Origin of the sequence: Azospirillum griseum, assembly GCF_003966125.1 — a bacterium.
Classification (GTDB): Bacteria; Pseudomonadota; Alphaproteobacteria; order Azospirillales; family Azospirillaceae; genus Azospirillum; species Azospirillum griseum.
Window position 1 is genome coordinate 18,214 of the sequence record NZ_RXMA01000032.1, and the last position, 20,004, is coordinate 38,217.

The 20,004-nt window shown below is 61.6% G+C and carries 16 protein-coding genes; 10 read left to right on the plus strand and 6 right to left on the minus strand.

Features of this window, described 5'->3' with window-relative positions; translation table 11 throughout:
- The 6 genes from EJ903_RS22560 to EJ903_RS22585 all read left to right on the plus strand — a co-directional run.
- A partial coding sequence (locus EJ903_RS22560; RefSeq protein WP_210211517.1) for an SUMF1/EgtB/PvdO family nonheme iron enzyme occupies positions 1–1,300 on the plus strand: 1,300 nt, incomplete at its 5' end.
- Between the two features lie 203 nt (positions 1,301–1,503).
- Entirely contained in the window at positions 1,504–2,253 is a 750-nt protein-coding gene (locus tag EJ903_RS22565) for a hypothetical protein (RefSeq protein WP_126619711.1), read from the plus strand.
- A gap of 89 nt (positions 2,254–2,342) precedes the next feature.
- Entirely contained in the window at positions 2,343–3,092 is a 750-nt protein-coding gene (locus tag EJ903_RS22570; protein ID WP_126619713.1) for a hypothetical protein, read from the plus strand.
- Positions 3,093–3,116: 24 nt separating this feature from the next.
- The gene (locus EJ903_RS22575; protein ID WP_126619715.1) at positions 3,117–3,671 is read left to right on the plus strand and encodes a hypothetical protein; all 555 of its coding nucleotides are present in this window, start codon (positions 3,117–3,119) and stop codon (positions 3,669–3,671) included.
- 13 nt (positions 3,672–3,684) lie between these two features.
- A complete protein-coding gene (locus tag EJ903_RS22580; RefSeq protein WP_126619717.1) occupies positions 3,685–4,923 on the plus strand; it encodes a hypothetical protein in 1,239 nt (412 codons plus the stop codon).
- An 11-nt stretch (positions 4,924–4,934) separates the two neighbouring features.
- Positions 4,935–5,615, plus strand: coding sequence for a hypothetical protein (locus EJ903_RS22585; protein ID WP_126619719.1), 681 nt, complete (start codon positions 4,935–4,937; stop codon positions 5,613–5,615).
- Between the two features lie 134 nt (positions 5,616–5,749).
- Here EJ903_RS22585 and EJ903_RS22590 read toward each other — a convergent pair whose 3' ends face one another.
- From EJ903_RS22590 to EJ903_RS22615, 6 genes are all read right to left on the minus strand, one after another.
- Complete coding sequence (locus EJ903_RS22590) at positions 5,750–6,676, minus strand: recombinase family protein (RefSeq protein ID WP_210211518.1); 927 nt, start codon at positions 6,674–6,676, stop codon at positions 5,750–5,752.
- A gap of 46 nt (positions 6,677–6,722) precedes the next feature.
- Positions 6,723–7,049 carry a helix-turn-helix domain-containing protein gene (locus EJ903_RS22595; protein WP_126619723.1) on the minus strand — a complete coding sequence of 109 codons (327 nt, stop codon included), beginning with the start codon at positions 7,047–7,049 and terminating at the stop codon, positions 6,723–6,725.
- The gene (locus EJ903_RS22600; protein ID WP_210211519.1) at positions 7,042–7,302 is read right to left on the minus strand and encodes a type II toxin-antitoxin system RelE family toxin; all 261 of its coding nucleotides are present in this window, start codon (positions 7,300–7,302) and stop codon (positions 7,042–7,044) included. Before EJ903_RS22600 ends, EJ903_RS22595 begins: the two co-directional genes overlap by 8 nt.
- Before the next feature lie 953 nt (positions 7,303–8,255).
- Positions 8,256–12,188: a hypothetical protein gene (locus EJ903_RS22605; protein ID WP_126619727.1), complete on the minus strand. Its 3,933-nt coding sequence runs from the start codon at positions 12,186–12,188 to the stop codon at positions 8,256–8,258.
- A gap of 110 nt (positions 12,189–12,298) precedes the next feature.
- Positions 12,299–12,658, minus strand: coding sequence for a hypothetical protein (locus tag EJ903_RS22610; RefSeq protein WP_126619729.1), 360 nt, complete (start codon positions 12,656–12,658; stop codon positions 12,299–12,301).
- 6 nt (positions 12,659–12,664) lie between these two features.
- On the minus strand, positions 12,665–13,003 hold the full coding sequence (locus EJ903_RS22615) for a hypothetical protein (RefSeq protein WP_126619731.1): 339 nt from the start codon (positions 13,001–13,003) through the stop codon (positions 12,665–12,667).
- 150 nt (positions 13,004–13,153) lie between these two features.
- Between EJ903_RS22615 and EJ903_RS22620 the strand changes: the two genes are divergently transcribed.
- Genes EJ903_RS22620 through EJ903_RS27410 form a run of 4 tightly spaced genes read left to right on the plus strand, consistent with a single transcriptional unit; the run spans position 13,154 to position 19,948 of the window.
- The gene (locus tag EJ903_RS22620; RefSeq protein ID WP_126619733.1) at positions 13,154–13,429 is read left to right on the plus strand and encodes a hypothetical protein; all 276 of its coding nucleotides are present in this window, start codon (positions 13,154–13,156) and stop codon (positions 13,427–13,429) included.
- Positions 13,332–15,503 carry a glycosyltransferase gene (locus EJ903_RS22625; protein ID WP_342772191.1) on the plus strand — a complete coding sequence of 724 codons (2,172 nt, stop codon included), beginning with the start codon at positions 13,332–13,334 and terminating at the stop codon, positions 15,501–15,503. The genes EJ903_RS22620 and EJ903_RS22625 overlap by 98 nt, the downstream gene beginning before the upstream one ends.
- A complete protein-coding gene (locus EJ903_RS22630; protein ID WP_126619737.1) occupies positions 15,500–16,477 on the plus strand; it encodes an AAA family ATPase in 978 nt (325 codons plus the stop codon). Before EJ903_RS22625 ends, EJ903_RS22630 begins: the two co-directional genes overlap by 4 nt.
- Positions 16,478–16,489: 12 nt before the next feature.
- Complete coding sequence (locus EJ903_RS27410) at positions 16,490–19,948, plus strand: formylglycine-generating enzyme family protein (RefSeq protein ID WP_210211520.1); 3,459 nt, start codon at positions 16,490–16,492, stop codon at positions 19,946–19,948.
- Positions 19,949–20,004 lie beyond the last annotated feature (56 nt).

Below are 20,004 nucleotides of genomic sequence, written 5' to 3' on the forward strand. Positions count from 1 at the left end.
CGAACCGTCACGCCCGGTCCGGGCCTTGTTGCTGATGAACTACTATGACGAGACCCGGTCCGATGAAACAGTCCGTTACGACGTGGACATCCGCCCGGTGGAAACCAGTCAATGGCCGGATTACAGCATCCTGCGGGTTGCCGGGAACCCGGCGGCGCGCTTCGGCGCCTTGACGATGCCGGTCACGGCGCCGTTGCCGAGCGAGCCGCTGATCATGTTCCATCATCCCCTGGGGCAGCCGATGGTGTTGAGCGCCAAGGGCTGCAGGGTTGGGGCCCGCCCGATCGACGGCGACGGCCAGTTGATCCATTACTGCGACACGAACGACGGGAGTTCGGGCGCGCCGATCCTGGATGTGAACGGAACACGACTGATCGGGCTGCACTACGCTGGCAACACCGGGTTCAATCTCGCCGTACCGATGGTCCGCTTGCGGCAGCAGAGCGCGATCCTGGCGCAGTTGTTTCCGGACCAAAGCCCACCACCGGTTCGCCGGGCTGAGGAAACGGTGCCCCCACCGCTTCAAGGCCAAGGCCCGGGACCACGTGTGATCCGGGATTGTGCGGAATGCCCGGAGATGGTGGTGGTGCCGTCAGGAACGTTCATGATGGGGTCGCCGGAGGATGAGCCTGATCGACGGGGTAACGAAGGCCCGCAGCATCGTGTGACGATTGGTCAGGCGTTTGCGGTTGGCCGCTACGCGGTGACGTTTGACGAGTGGGATGCGTGCGTACGGGGGGGAGGCTGCTATGCCCACCGCCCTGGGGATGAGGGGTGGGGCCGGGGCCGTCGCCCGGTGATCAACGTGAGCTGGAATGATGCGCAAGCATATGTGAGATGGCTGACAGAGCGGACGGGTCAGCGGTATCGTCTTTTGAGCGAGTCCGAGCGTGAATATGCGACGCGCGCTGGCACGACGACGCCTTTCAGCACGGGGGACCGGATCACCACGGACCAAGCAAACTTTGATGGAAATTTCACATACAACGGCAGTGCGACAGGCGTTTACCGTCGGCGGACAACCGAAGTCGGGAGCTTTGAGGCGAATGCCTTCGGTCTTTACGACCTGCATGGGAATGTGTGGGAATGGGTTGAGGATTGCTGGCACCCTGACTATCGAGGTGCCCCTGCTGACGGTTCGGCGTGGACAACTGGAAGCTGTGAAAGCCGGATTCTTCGCGGCGGCTTTTGGGGAGGTGCACCGCTCTACCTGCGTTCAGCGTACCGTAACTGGCTCGCTCCCAACTTTCGGTTCAACTACCTTCTCGGTTTCCGTGTCGCCAAGACACTTACGCGTTAATTCCCTATCTCCTGAATTGGTCGAGTGGGCTCAGGGCAAAGGCCGCGAGGGGCCAGGGAGGCCATCTCCCCCTGTCGGTCGCCGAATCCCGGCTCTCAAAAAAAATGGCCCTTGGATCAAAAAACTTCAGCATCGCCGCAAAGTCGGGTTCCAGGAGAAGGGTATGAAGGGAATGGTCCCTTCTCCGGTTCGGAGTTCTGAGGATGACGAAGACCATGTTTCATACGGTGGCGGCGGTGGCGGTGGTCGGTGTTGCCACGGCGGTGTTCGCGCCCGGTCACGCGGCGGTGGTCGGGGGCTTTGTTGAACGGGCCGGGACGAAAATCTTCGGCGACACCTGCGCCGCCGCGCCCGCCGACTGCCTGACCAAGAAGGGGCGACAGCTCGAGGCGGTGAAAGCCGACCTGACGGCGCTCCAGGACAAGCTCGACGGCGAGCGTGGCCGGACCAACAACGTTCTTGGCGAGAATCGCCGGTTGCTCTCCCAGAATCAGGTTCTGTTGGCCGATGCCAAGCGCGCGTTCCAGGCTGCGCCGGTTGGCCAGCCTGTGACCTGGGCGGGTGTCCAGTATCCAAACCGTGATGCCCTCGCCGATCAGGTTCAGTCCTTGTGGGTCGAAGGTGAAAGTTTGGGCCGCTTGGTCGCCGAATCCGAGACCGTGGCTGCGGAGCTCGGCGAGCAGCGCCGCCGGATTGTTGGCCAGCGGGTCCAGATCGAGGCCTCGCTCCGCCTTCTGCCGGCAAAGATCGCGTTGGTCTCCGCGCGGGCGTCCTCAGCGGAGTTCGATGCCGCAACCAAGGCCATTGATGCCATCCTCGACACCGGCAAGCGCGAGCAGGTCGCAGCCGACAACCTGATGCGTTCAACACAGGAGGTGTTGCGCGATCAGGCCTCTCGAGCCCGCCCCGCAGGCGACACGGCGTTTCGCGCGTGGTTGGAGAATGGATCCTGAAACCTGACACGCACAATTGGGGCGGGGGGCAGCATCGCTCCCCGCCCCATTCAACCCATCGTACCAAACCGAACAGCGGATGAACATCGATGGCTTTCACTCATTCGTATACGAAATCAAAGCCCGACCTGTCGCAAAAATACTTGAATGAGGGATGGGGTGATCTTGTCAGGAATACGCAGGAAATCTTTATCGCTCACGGGCAAGCGATACACGACGCATTGCTGACCACCGTCGATGAGGCCGCCTTGGAGACTTGGGTCCGCGATGAACTCCTTGAAATGACCGTGTGCCCCGTTTTGAAGGCGAACCAGCAGTGGGGGCCGGTCGCTCTGACTTTGCTCGCCGATTTCCCCCGTTTGACCAAGGCCCTGCGCGCCGGGAAGGTCGTTGAAGCTTGCGAAAAGGGCATCCCTCTCTCAAGCGCGGTCGGACGAACGGTCTGGAGCCATCTGTCACACGAGCGCACCCGCTTGCTCAACCATGAGAAAGCGCATCCCGCCAACCAAAATGACACCGACTTGGAACGGTTGGCTGATGACACGCCAACCGAAGATGACCTGATCGCCCGTCATGATCTGGGCAAGGCGGGGATCCCGGCTACGGACATCCCCCTGATGCCCGATATCACCGAGGTTCGCGAACATATGCTGACCATTTGCCTGGACCGCCTGCGCACGGCGCGACCAGAACATCACAAGGCGGTCGCGGTGAAGTACCACTTCGGAATGGACGATGGCACCCTCACCCGACATCGCAAGGATACCGACGCCGCGCGCGCGCTTAAATGGTTGCGCGACTGTCTGACTAAGGCCTTTACGGCCTACTTCCCGACCTAACCGCGCGGCCCAGGAGTATCGATCATGACACATTCCGATCCGATGAACGCGCTCTTGTCCGACCTGCTCAACGGCCAGAGCGAGGATGGCACGTTCGACCCGATCAGCGAGGAGCGCTTTGAGGATGCGTTGACCGGCGGGGCACCGCTGACCAAACAGGAAACCGCCGCCGTCTGGCTGTCACCGTATAACCGTTGGGTCTATCTCGAGGTACGGCGTCGGCTTGCCAGCGAATTGACCCGCAAACTGGCGGCCAATGGAAACGTTCCACGCCCGGAATCCGCCTTCGCCAGCCATGGAACGCGCATTCCGAGAAAACGTCACGGCCCAGGCTTCACCCTGGAACTGTTCCCGAGAGGACATGATGAGCGGGCGTGGACGCTGGTGATGACCTTGGACCCGCCATGCCCAGAGTTGCCGACGTGGGCCCGCGTTCGCTTGACCGACGCCGAAGGCATGGTTTGGCTCGAAGGTGCCCTCAACAACGCGGGCGAACTGGTGGACGATTGGCCGGAAGCCTGCGCCGAAAGCCCTCTTGTTCGATGGGAGCGATTGATCCCGTCCCTCGAAATACTTTAAGGGAGACGCAGGCATGGAAAGTCACGCGGGAAACGAACACGTCAGCAATATTTTCTTTCCGACGGTTGTGCGCGCACCCGACCGCTCTGTTGTTCTGTACGGGGTTTCCGGTGATATTTACAACAATCAATCTGGGTCCCTTAGCATCACGGGTTCTCTTAACCACCACTTAAAAATTCTGGAGTCGATCCGGGAAAAAGAAGCACAAACAAACAAACATCACAGAATGATGGACCGCCGCGCAATAATATCCGCCCATCACAATGAGAGCCGTGCTTACGCGATCGAAGGCAGCAGTTGCCTGCTGGCGTTGGTTCTGATGGATCGGGCGCTCAGGTGGCCGAGGATGCGCTTGGCCCGCCGAGTGATTGCAACTGGATCGGTGACGCCAGACGGAGCGGTGTCCGCGATTTCACCCGACAACACTGCGGACTATCTGGCAAAATTCAAGCATGTGGAGTGGCAAAAGGGAGATTTGTTTATCTGCCCGGCTGATGGATTGACCACAGAACTCAAAGAGGCGCTGGAGAGGGTGAGGGAGCGCGGGGTCGAGGTCCATTGCATCGATCATCTGGATACGCTTTGGAAACTCTGTCAGGTCGAAAGCCCCCTTTCCAGCCCTGAGACCCCCGAGACACCTAAGGCCCCTGAAACCCCTGATACCCCCCCGAAGCCCTGGTGGAAAACGACCAACAAAGCTGCGATGGTGTGGGGAACTGCCCTGAGCGCCGTGATTCTGATTGCCATTCTGGGCAGCCTTGAGACTTCACCGTCGGCACCGCCAGTGGAGCACGTCACACTCCAGACCGCCCTGGGCATCAATGTCCTGTTGGAACCAAAAGATGGTGGGGAAGCAATCCGAACGCTCGCGGGGCATGTCTTCACACAGGGCGACCGTGTTGGATTGGAACTTGAAGCTTCGGAAGCCGGGCAAGTCGCTGTGTTCGATACGAGTTCCGGCGCATCGGCGTCGCCAACACTGCTGGCGATGGCCAAAGTCGGAGAGAGACAACGCTTGCTGTTGCCAACCACAGGATCCTGGACCCTTGATGGTGCACCTGGGGTGACTCAAACACTGACGGTGGCATTCGCAGCCTGCGGGACCGCTGCCTGTCCGCCTGACTTTAAGACCGAGGCGCAATCGGCAATTCGACAAAGCCATTCGATCCCCACACTTTCCCCACCAGGGCGAGTTTCTCTTATCAACCGAGACCGACAGGTCGCTGTGGCGCGCATCGCCCTATCCTATTGAGGAGAAACAGAATGCAGCACCGCTGCTCGAAGGCCGCCCTTTCTGCAATCGTCTGGGGTGCGTTCGTCCTTGCCACTCCATCTTTTGCCCAATCGTCCGGAAGTCCGGAATCCTTCAGTCTCGATCCTAGGCCGTTGCAAGCGGTACCGGTCAACGCCGTTCCGACCGTGCTGGATGTCCGTGTGTTCGTTGTGCCTGCGGATGGCCACCCGTTCGCCGTTGATCCAAACCAACACCGCTTTGCCACGGGAGAAAAGTTTTTCCTTCAGGTGGCTGGCAGCTTGCCCGGTCTGTTCGCCACGATCAACACGAACCCAAACGGGGTGCGGACTGTAATCGGCGACCGGGGCTGGCTGGTGGACGGAACATCGTCTGTGCGTTTGCCGCCAGCTGATGCGCAATCAAAGACCTTCGAAATGGCAGATCAGCCCGGAAGCGAGTTGCTTATCATCAAGTATTGGCCGTGCCGTGACGACGATGTCGACCTTTCCCGTTTGCCAACGAAAATCACAAGCCGACTCCAGGCATGCTCAAGAATCCATGCGCAACTCGCTGAAACCGCAACGGATCCAAAACCGGAAAGCATCATCCTGTCTCCTCCTCAAACGACCAACACAGTCGATCTCACCCGTCCCATGCCCAGTTCCGGTCCAATAGTGAAGTCGATGGTGCTCCAGCATGTATCAAAATGAGGAGTGCGGTGGAGCGCGTTGAACAAAAAATGGTGTCGACCGGCTGACCTGAGCATGGTGTCTACGGTCGACACAAAACAGGGCAACTGAGTGAAAGCTGCATCAATGAAGATTTTCAACCATCCGTCAGCGTTCTATTGAGCTTTTGATGACGACGTCCGCTCTTGAGGAGGTGATGAAGGAACAAGCCCAGCCTGATCAGCACGATCCAGCAGCGCCTTCACCGACGACGCTGACCATGTGGTGCCACCACGGGGCGTGCGGATGCGCAGGTCCTCCAAACGCGCGGCGATCGCCCGCAGACTGAGGTTCGGGTCGGCTCCCTTGATCCCGGCGATAACCAGCAGAATGTCGTCCTTGGGCGGCTTGCGCGGCGCTGGATTGATCAGCTCAGGTTCCGCCAATCCCTCCGCGACAAGGCGACGGACCGCCCGCGACAATCGATCAGCCGTCCAGGGCTGATCGGGTGAACCCAATCGGCCGAGCGATTTGGCCACGCTACCCCAGGATTTTGTCGGGCGCAGCGCCCGCACCTTGGGCAACCAAGCCTCCATGCTCGCCAATAGGTCCGCCATATACTGCCGATCCCGGATGGCCGAGAGTTGGGCGATGGCCTCCGGATCGCGCCGCTTGAGCGCCGGGTTGCCCCCCACCCGACCACGGGCCTTGGCCGCTTTCAACCCGGCGACTGTCCTCTCACGGATCAAGGCGCGCTCCAGCTCCGCAGCGGCTCCGAGCACCTGGAGGGCGAATTTCCCCTGTGGCGTCGACGTGTCGATCGGGTCGCGCAACGACTTGAAATGCCCGCCGACAACCTCCAACCGCTCAATCACCTCCAGGAGGTGGGAGAGGGAGCGCGCCAGACGATCGATGCGGGCGACCACCAGGATGTCACCGCGCTGAACGTGGGCGATGGCCTTGGCCAGTTCCGGCCGTGCCCGGCTGGCACCCGATGCCTTCTCCTCAAAGATCACCCTGCAACCCGCGGCCTTCAGCTCGTCGAGCTGGCTGATGGTCTCCTGGTCCTCGGTGGACACACGGGCGTAACCGATCAGGGCCATCGAAGTTCCCGCGTGTTCTTCAGGCCGGTGCAGTACCATGGGCCCATCAGAGAACCAGCCAATCGACGGACGTGTCCAAAGCTTCGGCAAGCGCCTTGTAAGCGTCCACCGAGCCGGGTTTCTTGCCCAGCTCGATTTCCGACAGATAGCCCGCACTCACAGCGGCTTTCCCAGCAAGCGCACGCAGTGACAGCCCGCGGAACTCGCGCCACACACGGACCGCGTTTTCCCCTTCCAGAATACGCTTGGCCCAATCCAGCGGCATCGGCTGGCCACCACGCGCCTGCATGGCAGCGAGGATGTCCTCCAGGTCTTCGAGCCTTGCGGTGAGAGCATCGTACTCAGCCCGGGGAATGGTGACGATCTCAGTCATAGGCTTCTCTCCGATGGCGAACGCGGTGCACCAGCATGACCGTTACAGTGCCGTCCTCGGCGATGGTGAACAAAACCCGGTAATCCCCAACGCGCAGGCGATACAGATCGGAACCTTGTAGGGCCTTGACGTTGTTGGCTTGCGAGGCAGGGTCGGCGGCGTACTGCTCGACCTTTTTGAGGATGCGGGCGCGATCCGGCGGCATCAGCGTCTTGAGGTCTTTCGCCGCTTTCGGGAGGATCTGAACCTGCACTATCATCTCCGTTAAGACGACAGACGTTCTCATATGGAGAACGAGATGTCAAACCAAATGTTCTCTATTGGAATACATTCGCTCGGTCTGTACAGTTTGATCAGTTATGAGAAAATGATCGTTTGAACGCCTGTACAGTCGGATTGAACAGGCTGAGGCACACGACCGCATTCGCCTTGCACTGGGGGAATGGAGCAGGCGCAAACAGATGCCGAAAGCCATGGGCCGTGATCCGCAGCTGCGGCTGAAGCCGCAGAAAGCCGCAAGACTGGCGGTCTTCCAGGCGCTCCACCCTCATCCAAACAGCTCCCCCCTCAACGCTGTCCTGTGTCGAATGCAGACGCAGCGTTCGCCCGGCTTCCAAACGGATCCACCCGACAACGACACACATGCACCTTGCTGACGCGGCCACGTCGAACCCACCGTCCGGTCGAAACCAGAGCATCGATAGAGGTCGATCTATGTGCAGTTAGTTTGACTTCATTGCACAATCGATGTCGCTTTCTCTTGAGAATTTTCATTGAAAAATTTCAGCGTCAAACGACCCTGATTACATGACAAGAATCCATCTGAGACCCAGACAAAACATATTGAAATCAATCGACTAGAATCTGGGAAAGGTTTGGATTGCATAATCCACCGATGCCACTTGCTGACACAGTGATGACCGCGCTTCGGGACGGCCTCACAAACCAGCCGCCTGTGTCGCTTTCCCTTGAGAATTTTCTCTGAAAATTTTGGACGTTAAAACCAGCAATCAGACTAGGCAGGCGGGATTGCGCCGGAATATTGATATTTGAAATAAAACGACAATATTGCGAAGAAAACTTTCAATTGCAGACGCTGCACACTGAATAATCAATTGTTCCTGCCGGGAATGACCGTTCATTCCCTCTCAAGAGCGCTTCATGACATTCACGCGTTCGCGTGCTTTCTAAATATACGACCGCCCCTCAACATTTCCGACGATCGAACAGCACCCCGATCACCGGAGCCAACCGCTTCAGGCGCGGCAGAAACGTCAAGCTGCAGCAGGCACGCACTGGCAAAGAGTTGTGATCGGGATTGATGTTGACCAGCCACGCCGTTTCACCGTCGAAGTGAACACGTTTGAGATAGAACTGCTCCGTGTCATCTTCGCCCTCGCACGCAGCGATGACGATCCTCCCCTCCAGGTCGAGCATCCCCATCCCGTCGACCCAAGCTCCGGCAATGACCGAGTGCCCGTCCAAGGCCCGTGGTTCGGCGCTGACGCCGTCGACCTCAAATAAGCAGGCATCAGCCGGCAGACCGATGGCATCGTCGCTGTCCAGTTCAGCGATATCGTCGGCTACACCGAGTGCCCCGAGGGCAATCCGGGAACGCCAGATCACGCCCGTCACGGCTTTCAGTTCCGCACTTCCGCGGGGAATGCGGACCGGCGCGACCGGTCGGTCCACCGTCTGCGACATGGCTGCGAGACTGACGACCGGAGCCTGAGGGGAATCCTCATGCAACCGCCCCAACAGCAGACGGTCGCCGGCGGCCGCAACGACCAGATCGCCGTCAGCCGGCCGCTTCACCATATGCACCAGGATCGTATCGCCAGCCCGAACCAAGGGCGCCAAGCTGTCGGTGGTTGCCATCACCGCGCCGAAAGGAGCCAGCCTCCGCGGCTTCTGCTCGACTTCCGGCGATTCGATCACCACCCGACCGCCGGTTAGTGCTGCAACGCGCCCGGCGAAAAGCAACGGTCGGGCCAGGAAATGGTCTTTCCCGCGCAGCGGAATCACTTTAGCCGGCGGCCCCAAGGCGCCGCGGGCGACCGTGCCGTTGCCGGCCTGATGCAGTTCGACCTCCCGACACGCAATAAAGAGCCGACTTTCTAACGCATGTTGCCAAACTTGGTGAACCAGCTCGGCATCCTTGCTGTCGAGCTGGCGAAGCCCGGCCTCATGATGGGCTTCATTCATGGTGCGGCGGAACACGGACTGATTTTCCAGTTCATCCGCAAATTCCTGAACTCCCCCCAGCCGCAAGGACTCCGGAACGTCCGCCTTCTTGAATTCTTTCAACAGTCCGCCTACCGTCGTGTCGGTGACACGTACGCCAGTATTGCGAAGCAGCCCCTCACACACGGCCTCGACATGCTCGCGAAGTGCCTTGATGTAATTCTGTGCATGGCGCTCCACATCGCAATACGATGTCTTAGCCCTTTGAAACTCTTCCCAACACCGCTTCAATGCATCCCCATCGAAAATCAGGTTCGGCTTAGTAGAGTTCAAATTCAGCCCCAGAACCATGATGGGCCGGGCAGGAAAATTGTTGAGGCGCAAGCATTTGAGGAAATTTTCGTCGTGGCTCGTAATGATGAATTGAGCCAACCCCACCTGCGCCATGCCACGGAAATGCTGAACCCAGCGTTTGGCGTGCGCGCTGTCGAAACTTACCTGAGGGTCATCGGCCAGCAGCAGAGGCAGGGGGATGCCACCAAACCGCTGGATCGCACGCTCGCGGAAAGCGAGGTAGAACGACCACAGGAATGCACGGAGCCACGACGTATTGGCCAAGTATCGGGCGTCGACCCGATGTCCGCCATGACCAAAAGCGCCGATGAACTGGGTCTGGCCTCTCTGGCCTGCCACAGCCTCCGGTGCGACCAGCATGCGACCGTCGTACACGCTTTCGAATATGGTTGCCGCCCGATCGGAAACCGATGCCAGTGCCGCCTCCGCCTCCTGATTCACGTAGGTTCGCAACTCGCGGAGCGGAAAGAGGGCATCCTTGATGGCGTCCTTCAGGTCACACTCCCGACCCAGGTCATCGTGGCGCTTCGCCGCGGTGGCCGCATCCTCCAGTGCTTTTGCGGCGGTCTCGAATGGCTTCGCCCGATCAACGGCGTCGTCCACCGCCGCACAAGCGCCCAGAAGGGTTTTGGGATCGTCCGCCGTCCCCATTGCGGCTTTCCAAGCCGCAGCAACGGCAGGCTTGGCCGCACACCACCACTCCGCCCAGATCAACAGCCATCCGGCACGATCGAACGCTTTGCGCAACCGATCGTCTTCTCCGACAAGTGGGGGCCCATCGAGAGTGCGAGCCTGATGACTGTTGCAGGTCGGCAGGTCAGCCAGAGCGCTGGTCAGTCGGTGGCCGGCGGTCGTTCGTGCCTTTTGGGCAACGATGCCAAGATCCATGTTGTCTTCGAGAACGCGCCGTAAGGCTTCGGCCACACTACGCGCTGGATCGGCTCCGGGGTCCGTGCCCCTGTGCTTCCTGATCGCTTCCGGAATGGAGGCAACCACCTCGTCCGATAGCTCACGGCAGCACTCACTGAAGGTCTTTTCAACGAGTACTGCTTCCTCCCGCAGCTGCTCGAGCTCTTGGGCCAAGGCTTGCCCGTCGGCGTCCGAGAGCGGTTTGCGGCACAACGGACAATGGGTGACCGGTACGCTTTCCCCATGCGTCTCGTGGTGAAAACGCGCGGCCACGGCCTTGAGTCGCAAGGCGTGATCGGCCAGTTGCCGTTCGCGGATCACCTGGGCACGGCCGTACTTGTCACGAACCTCCACCAAGACCTGCCGAATGCGTGCGAGCTGTTCCGATTCTTCCGACTGACGGAGTGCCTCGAACAAGATGACCAGGGGAACTTCTGGCAGCCGGTCACCGTCGAAGCAGCCGTGCAGACGAGCGATGGCCCCGGCAACGGATTTGCGATTGCCCTCCACGCTCAAATCAATGGCATCGGCAATGATGTCGGCAACGGCTTGAAGCATCTTCGCAGCTTGTCCGGCGAGTTCCTGGGCGAACTGCCGTGCCTGCGCTTCCCGCTCATGCCGAACCGTAGCGGACAGCGCAGCCTTCGGCGCAACATGGATCGAAAGCCCGCGCAATGCCTCGTCGGCACGCCCGACGTGCTCCTGAAAGCGCCGCTCCGCGTCCGTGATATCCTTGGCGCTCGGCGACCTCATGAAGGTGGAGTTGCCATGGATCAGGGCGCTGACGTGATCGGCGAGCCTACCCAGGGGTTCAAGCCCAAGCAGCTTTACCAGAGCGGCAATTTCGTTCTCGCTCGCGTTCACGCCGATGAATGGGATGCGGTTGGGCATCATCACGGCGATCTCGACGGCGATGTCAGGGACGCCCAGTGCGGTGAAATCCGGCTCTTCCATGACGCCATCTTCGGAAAGAGAGCGGTGGAGTTTCGTCGTATTGCCGGCGTCGTCCGTGAAGGTCAGAATCACCTCGGCTCGGCCTTTGACTGCGGTGATGTCCTCGGACGGGGTGCTCCAAGGATACGCGATCACCGGCGGCCAGCGGCGCGCCACCTTGAGGCGGGTGTCCTTGAGGCGGGTGTCCTTGAGTTGCCCTTCGGAGACGGCCGGCTCATAAAGCGGATGGGCGTCGTTGACATCCTTGACCGGGCCGGCCTGGGGAATGAGCCGATGGCCGGTCAAGGCCCACACGATGGCGCTGACCAGTGACGTCTTACCCCGGCCGTTGTAACCCTCGACACACACTCCTTCGCGGCTGATGTCGAGAATGAAGGGTTCGCCGTTCAGAGCGTTGAGGCCACCAAAGGACCGGGATTCAATACGGGACAGCCACTGGACTTTTGTCGCCTTGTCCGCTGCGTCCATTGCCGAAACGCCACGCACCTCATGACCGTCTCCCTCGGTTGCGTCATCCGCGAGAAAGGCGGCCTTCAGGCCGTCCAGATAGGGCGGAGGAAAGGGTGACGAGGGAAGGTCTGGCTGGTCGAGCAGATAACGAAACAATCGCCTCTGAGCTGGAATTTCCAGAGTGATGCCAGCAAAGGGTTTGCCAGACAGCAATGCCTGTTCAATCCCGTGGCGATCAGGAATACCTGCCTCCTGCACCTCGGGGTGGTCGGGCATCCGCATTGCCATGTCATAGCTCCTTTTGCCGCCCATTCCTCCCGCCAAAATCGACTGGGCTTCGGCGTATGCTCGTTATGAAACACGCCGTCGTCAAGCGAGTGAAGTTGAGGGTGCCGCCCTCAGCATCCATCAGTTTGGCATGACCAGAGCGGTGGCAGTTGGAGCGCGTTGAGGATGAGGCGGGCCGTCAGTTGCACGTCCTCCAGCGCGAAGACGCGGTCCTTGGCCAGTCGACCGGTCGTCGTCCAGCCCCCGGCGTCGCTGACGACCAGGTTGCCCTTCAGGCGCAGGCAGTAGTCCCAATTGTGGTCCTGGCACCACGCGATCAGGTCGGCGGCGGCGTAGAAGCGGTCGGCCATGAGACAGACCTCGGCGTCGTCGAGCAGCGTCTTCTGGACCGCGAACCCGATGGCACCCTCGGTCGCCTCCACCTGACACAGCAGCGGCAGTGCGCGCTCGCCATGGCGGATCGCCAGCATTCGCACCTAATGGCGGTCGTTGAGCTTGGACTGGCCGAGTATCAGCACCAGCGGTCGACCCCGGGCTGCCAACGCGCCCAGCACTTCGCGGGCAAAAGGTGCCATCACCGTTTTCGGCTCGATCAGCGGGTTCTTAAGGACCCGCTCGATCCACTGATTGCGCATGTCGGTGCGGTCGGCGTCGCGGGGCAGACCGGCGGTCAAATCCATCAGGTAGGCGCTGTACACATCGAGCTTCGTTGCCACCAGCAGCGCCAGATTGACCCGTTGGGTCTTCCGCTGACCCGTAAGAAGGCGGTGGAGTTCCTGGGAAATCCCTGCCGCCAAAACCTGAAAGCCGCCCATGATTCCAATCCGCTTGAAGCAACGCGGACTCCTGGAATCACACGACGATTCCCGACGTCAACGACCGTTCAGCAGAAACTGATGGATGGCGAGACCGGTGGCCCATTGGCCTTATAAGGCATGGCCAGCCACCTGAACGGAGACGGGGCCATGGCCTATGGCATCAAGCCCATCCGTGCGACAGCCCGCCACTCGCAATACCTGTTTGGAGCGAAACTGCAAATTCTGTTAAGTTTGTACAAAGTTTACATTCACCGATTTGAGATTGAGTATGAGCGCATTAGTTTTTGTATTGATGGCAACGGCATGGGGGCCACGCCATGGTGGAATCAATGCGTTCAACCGAGACTTTGCCATTGGGTTGGCAAGCGCTCTCGGCTCGCGTGGAAAGATTTTCTGCGCCGTGCTGAACCCGGACAGCGCTGACCACGCTGATGCATCCAAGGGAAACGTCACCTTGATTCCTTTGAATGGAAAGGAGGCGAAGAAACAGTTCGACACCGCCTGGACGTACGAGATTGTCGCTTGGTTGAAGAAAAACAGCGATTCAGCCGCAGTCTCCTGGTGGGTTGGGCATGATGTGACGAGCGGGGCTGCGGCTTTGGCTGGTCCAGACGCCGGAGGCGGTCGTGCCGCACTGATCCATCATATGAGCTACCTCGCCTATCAAGGCGCAAAGCACGACGATGGGGCGGAAGCCGTCGCCAAGGATGCCGAGCAAAAGACGCTGTTCCGTTCGCCTGGCGCAGCGCTGTTCGCGGTTGGTCCTTTGCTGCGCGATTCATGTCGACGTTTAGCGGGCGACGATCGCGAACCAGTGATGCTCATCCCTGGCTTTCCAGACCTTCCAACCTTGAGGCCGGAAACCGATCGGCTTGTAGCCATCAGTTTTGGCCGTATGGAAGCGGCTTCGGATCGGATCAAACAGGGGCAACTCTCCGTCGCCGCCTTTGGCGCGGCGGTCAAGGAAGCGATGGGGACGTCCCTTTGCCCGCCCAGCATGAGAGACCCGCGCCTGTATCTGATCGGATTGCCGGAAGACAACACGCAGGAAGCGCAGGCGGCGTTTCAGCTTGCTGAAAAGCACGCTGGTCGCACCGTGAACCTGCTGCCGCTCCCGTTCGACCGAGACAGGGAAACGCTGTTGGGCCGTTTGGCCGAAGCCAACCTCGCCTTCATGTTGTCATGGCACGAAGGGTTTGGATTGACAGGGTGGGAGGCCATCGCGGCTGAGGTGCCCCTGATCCTCAGCAAAAAATCGGGGTTGTTTCAGCTTTTGCAGGAGACCCTCAAAGGGACAGAGGACGGTTTTGTATCAGCAATCGACGTAGAAGGGCGGCGCGGCAACAGAAACGCCCCCAACTATACCAAGGCCGATCTAAGGAACGTCAAGAATGCAATCTTAACGGCATCCAACAATATAGGGTCTTTTCAGAACCGTGCCAAGCAACTGAAATCAAGACTGCAAGAAAAACTGGTTTGCCGGTGGGACCATACTGGTCGCCAATTCCTGGAAGGATTGGGGATAGACGGTGCGCCTGGCCCGTCATCGGCTTCCCCTGCGGACAACCAGTCGGCAGCCCCTGACACGGAACAGCCCCATTCAACGAAACCGAACGCCAGGTCGCAGACACGCTCGCAATCGAGGGAAGAGCGCTTCGCCATCCTGAAGACGGCGATCCGCAAGGCACTGGTGTGCTCCTCGCGAGTCGTTGACCTTCTGGAAGGGGATTTCGGCTCCACCGCATCCTCCTCACCCACCAAGCCTCCCACCATGTCAGAACGGGCGCGCCTGCTTTGTGACCGGCTGCTGGAGGTCCACTTCACTGAAGCCGTCAGGGTTTTGAACCAAGTCCGCCTCCTTGTGGACTTGGAGGATCCCATCGACAGAACAGCGGTCAACGCCATCGCAGAGGTCAGCGCTTGGTTGTTCCCATGGTTACACATCCGCGACGAAAGCATCGATTGCGATCGCTGGGAACACAAGGAGCTTGGTGAAATCATCGCCTTGCCGAGCGATATCGAGAGCTTCGCCGAAATCATCATGGCGGGAATCGACATCCGCATGGCGCGCTTCCAGCCGATACGATCGGTGAGGGACTGGCCACGATCCGTTGTGTCGTTGAGTTTTGGCACGCCGGAAGAGGCCAAGCTTGATGAACAGATCATCGGAGCCGCCGATGAGGACAACATTCGGAAGGCCTTGGCCTTGGCGCTCAACATACCCAGGAACAAGAGAACTGGCTCGAATGACATCGTTGATGGCTCGATAAATGATGAAATAGAGTATCTATTTCGAGAAAATCAACGTTGGTACATGATATGTGACCATTTCAAAGATGCTGATGATCAGAGATACCATATGCAATTGATGGATAAAATTGCAAAAACTTACAAGGGATTGGCCGTGATCAATTTGCACTCTGGCTCCTATGGGCAACATATAAAATTTCGCGAAATCCAGAAATTGTTGAATCTCCAGGGTGATCAACGGCCATGACTCACATTCCCATCCCCCGCTCCGCGCGCGGTCTCGCGGTCGAACTCAGCGGTCAGACCGTTCAGGACGACCGCGTCCATGTGCTCCAGGCGCGTGAGATCCACGCGATCAACGCCGCGCTCGCCGCCGGTCGGCCACTCTTGGTGCGCGGGGAACCCGGCGTCGGCAAGAGCCAGTTGGCGCGCGCCGCCGCGAAGGCGTTGGGGCGGGCCTTCGTCAAGCATGTGATCGATTCCCACACCGAATCCCGCGATCTGATGTGGAGTTTCGACGCCGTGAAGCGGCTCGCCGAGGCGCAGCTCGCCGGGGCGCTGCGCGATGATCTGGTCAAGGCGCGCGCCGATTTGGCGGTGTGCCGTTTTCTGCAACCCGGTCCGATGTGGTGGGCGTTCAATTGGGCCTCCGCCGAGGCGCAGGCGACGCTGGCGGAAGCGGCGTGCCCGTCGCAACCCGATGGCGGCGATTGGCGGCAAGGCTGTGTGCTGCTGCTTGACGAGATCGACAAGGCCGAGGCCGAAGTGCCCAACGGGCTTTTGGAGGTTTTGGGCGCGCGGGAGTTCACTCCCATCGGGCATGACCGCCCGGTGCGGGCGGAGGATACCCCGCCGTTGGTGATCATCACCACCAACGAGGAGCGGGTGTTGCCCGACGCCTTTCTGCGCCGCTGTCTGGTTCTGCATCTCAGCCTGCCGGAGGAGGAGAAAGCGTTGATCGCCTTCCTGATCGCACGCGGACGAGCGCATTTCCCGCAGGCCAACGCCGCTTTGCTGCGCAAGGCGGCGGAGATGCTGCACGCGGATCGCGCGTCGGCGATCCAGCAGCACATCCGGCCCTATCCCGGACAGGCGGAGTATCTCGACCTGCTGCGCGCGGTCTTGGGCATGGCGCCGACTCTGCGCGACCAGAAAAAAATGCTGTCGGTCATCCGTGATTACACCCTGCGCAAGCAGGTCGATGCCCTGACACATCCCTGATATCCGGCGATCATGGCAAAGCCCTCCCGTCCGATGACGCCGCCGTCCCTGATTCACGGCGCCTGTGGCTATGCCGATCTTCTGATTGGCTATGCCATGGGCGGGCCACAGGGGTTGGCCACAATGGCGACGTTGACCAGCTACCACCCGGAACCACGCCGGATCAAGATCAAGAAGGACCGCCCCCGGGCGAAGCTTCCGGCTTCATCGGAAGCCCACTCATCTCAGGCCCTACCCCTGCAAGAGGTTGTCGAGAGACCGCTGGCGGCGCTGCCGGTCTGGCAACCCACGGCGCGCACGGTCATTCACCCGGCAGCGGAGCGACCGCCATCGCCGCCGCCGCTGCCTGAGCCGGACATGGGCGATCCCGCCACCGCCGCCGATCTGGCCCCCTGGAACGCGGTTCTGCCCAGGCTGCGCGCCGCCGCCGCCGCGTGGGCGGCGGGCAAAGCGGCGGATGAGGCGGCGCTGCTCCGCCTCGTCGCCAAAGGTGCGCTGCTCGATCATCTGCCCCGGCGACAGCGGCGGCGCTGGGGATCGGCGGTGCAGATCATCAGCGATCGGGCGGAGCGCCTGACTCCATTTTACGAGGATCAAGCCCGGCTGGAAGAGCGCTTGAACAGCCTGTTTCCCAGCCATGGGCTGCAGCGCGGGACCGCGTTCGACGGCCTCGACGACCCGGTGCTCGCCAACCAGCGCGGTGGACCGGCGTCCTACCGATTGCCGCCGCCGGGAACGCTGGTGCTGGTGCTGGGCGACCTGGGCTGCCTCGCGGGTGATCCGGAGAGGTTGGTCGCACGCTGGATCGCCTTCGGTCGGCGGTTGGCGGCGGCGGGCTGCCGGGCGGTCGCCGTCACCCCCTGTCCACGGGCGCGCTGGCATCCCGGTCTGTCACGCTGGTGGACAATGGTGGAGTGGGAGCGGGGAGCCGCGTCGCCCGCCGACTCCGCCGCGTTGGCCCTGCGGACCGAACGGCTGCTGGCTCTGGCGTCGCCCGCCATCCGGTTGGAACCGGCGTTGCTGCGCGATCTCCGCTGGTTGCTTGGTCCAGCGGCCGATGCCGGAACGGAGGCCGATCTTTGGCAACACCGGGCGCTGATGGGTCGGTCGGGCGTGGCCGCCACCCTGGACCCCGCCGTCGCCGCCGAACGCCGCGCCGCCTTCTTCCAAGAAGACGCGAAGACGATCGAACGCGCGCTGACGACGCTGCGTCGCCATCGCGCCGGTTCGGCCAAGCTCATCTGGCTGGAGGAGCTGTTGCGGCTGGACCCGGCGAAACTGCCCGCCGATCTCCGCAACCATGATCTGCCCTGGGCGCAGCGCCATTTGGTCGAGCTGGCCCCAACCCTGGCGAACCGATCCCGGGGGCTTGCCTGGGCCAGACGGCTGTTCCTGCGGCAATCCGCTGACGGCGAGGTTGTTGGGGATCTGGCGGTGCGCGCGGCCCTGTCGCGGATGTATGTCGAAGCATTCCCGGACAACGAGCAGCGCCCGTCACCGCCCCCATGCTTCGATACGGCCTTGCTGGACAGCCACGGCTTGCCAGACGGCAGCGTCGAAGTGCGTCAGATCGGGAGCGATCTGGTCCTTCAACCCTCCGGGGCGGGACGGGGCAGCCTGTTGACCACCCTGCGCACCGCCAACGGCGAAATCCAGCTCATTGAGGGCGAGGACGACCGCAACGTCTTCTGGAAGACCGGCGTGCCGCCATCCTGGGCGCTGGACTGGGGGTGGGACGAATTCGGGGCGTGGACGAGTTTCGGGATCGACGGCGTTGTCCAGCGTCTGCGCTGGATTCCGCCGGGGCGGTTTTTGATGGGATCGCCCGACGATGAGCCGGGCCGCGACGACGACGAAGGCCCGCAGCATAAGGTGACGTTGAGCCGGGGTTATTGGCTGTTCGACACGGCCTGTCCGCAAGCGTTGTGGCGGGCGGTGATGGGGGAGAACCCGAGCCGTTTCGAGGGTGACGACCGTCATCCGGTGGACAGCGTCAGTTGGCATGACGTTCAAGGCTTCCTGACACGGCTGAACGCGCGGGTTCCGGGTCTGGCGCTGACATTACCGACGGAGGCGCAATGGGAACACGCCTGCCGTGCAGGAACGACGACGCCCTTCAGCTTCGGTGCCACGGTCACGCCGGAGCAGGTGAATTATGACGGAAACCATCCGTATGCCGACGGCCCCAAGGGGCTGTACCGGAAAAGCACGGTTCCGGTGGGGAGCCTACCGCCGAACGCGTGGGGTCTGTATGAGATGCACGGCAATGTGCTCGAATGGTGTGCCGACGGATTGCGGGACTATTCGACCGAGGCGGCAACCGACCCACGCGGCCCGGAGAGCGCCGACGCCGAGCGCGTCCTTCGCGGCGGGTCCTGGAACGTCGGCGCGCGGGACGCCCGCGCCGCGTGCCGCTTTTGGAGCCTCCCGGATGTCCGCTTCTACACCATTGGCTTTCGGTGCGCCCGAGTTCAGGCCAGCCCGGAGGACGCAGCGGAGCCGACGGCCCCGGCGTTGCCCCGGCTGGCGGAGCGCCGGGGAACGCAGGGGTCGGCGGGCGGAGCGGTCCTGCGCGTGACCTCCGGGACCGGTGTCGGCGCCCGCTGCCCATGGCCCGAGGCCCCGGTCGTCCGCATCCGCACGGATCGGGAGGAGCTGCGCGTCGACCGGATCACCCGGCCCGGATGGGCCGACGCGCTGGGCCGTGACCGTTTCGGCCTGTGGACGGAGATCGTGGTGGAGCCGGAGGGCGGCGGGGAGTCCGTCACCCAGCGTCTGCGCTGGATTCCGCCGGGCCGGTTTCTGATGGGCTCGCCGGAGGATGAACCGGAGCGTTACGGCGATGAAGGGCCGCAGCATGCGGTGACGCTGAGCCGGGGCTATTGGCTGTTCGACACGACCTGTACGCAGGCGCTGTGGCGGGCGGTGATGGGGGCGAACCCGAGCGGTTTCTGGGGCGACGGCCGTCGTCCGGTGGAGCGTGTCAGTTGGAACGACGTTCAGGGCTTCCTGACGCGGTTGAACGGGCGGGTGCCGGGTCTTGATCTGTGCCTGCCGACGGAGGCGCAATGGGAACACGCCTGCCGGGCCGGAACGACGACGCCCTTCAGCTTTGGTGTCACCATCACGCCGGAGCAGGTGAATTATGACGGGAATTCTCCGTATGCCGACGGCCCCAAGGAGCTGTACCGGAAAAGCACGGTTTCGGTGGGGAGCCTGCCGCCGAACGCGTGGGGTCTGTACGAGATGCACGGCAATCTGTGGGAATGGTGCGCCGATGGGAAAAGAACCTACAGCGCGGAGCCGGCAACCGACCCGCGCGGCCCGGAGAACGCTGTCGCCAGGCGCGTCCTTCGCGGCGGGTCCTGGGGCAACGACGCGCGGCTCGCCCGCGCCGCGTGCCGCTATTGGTTCCCCCCGGATGACCGCAGCGCCGACTTTGGCTTTCGGTGCGCCCGAGTTCAGGCGTGACAGGCCAGCCAGGGGGAAGCGGCGGCGGACTTGCCCCTTGGTCGCCCAGAGCGGAG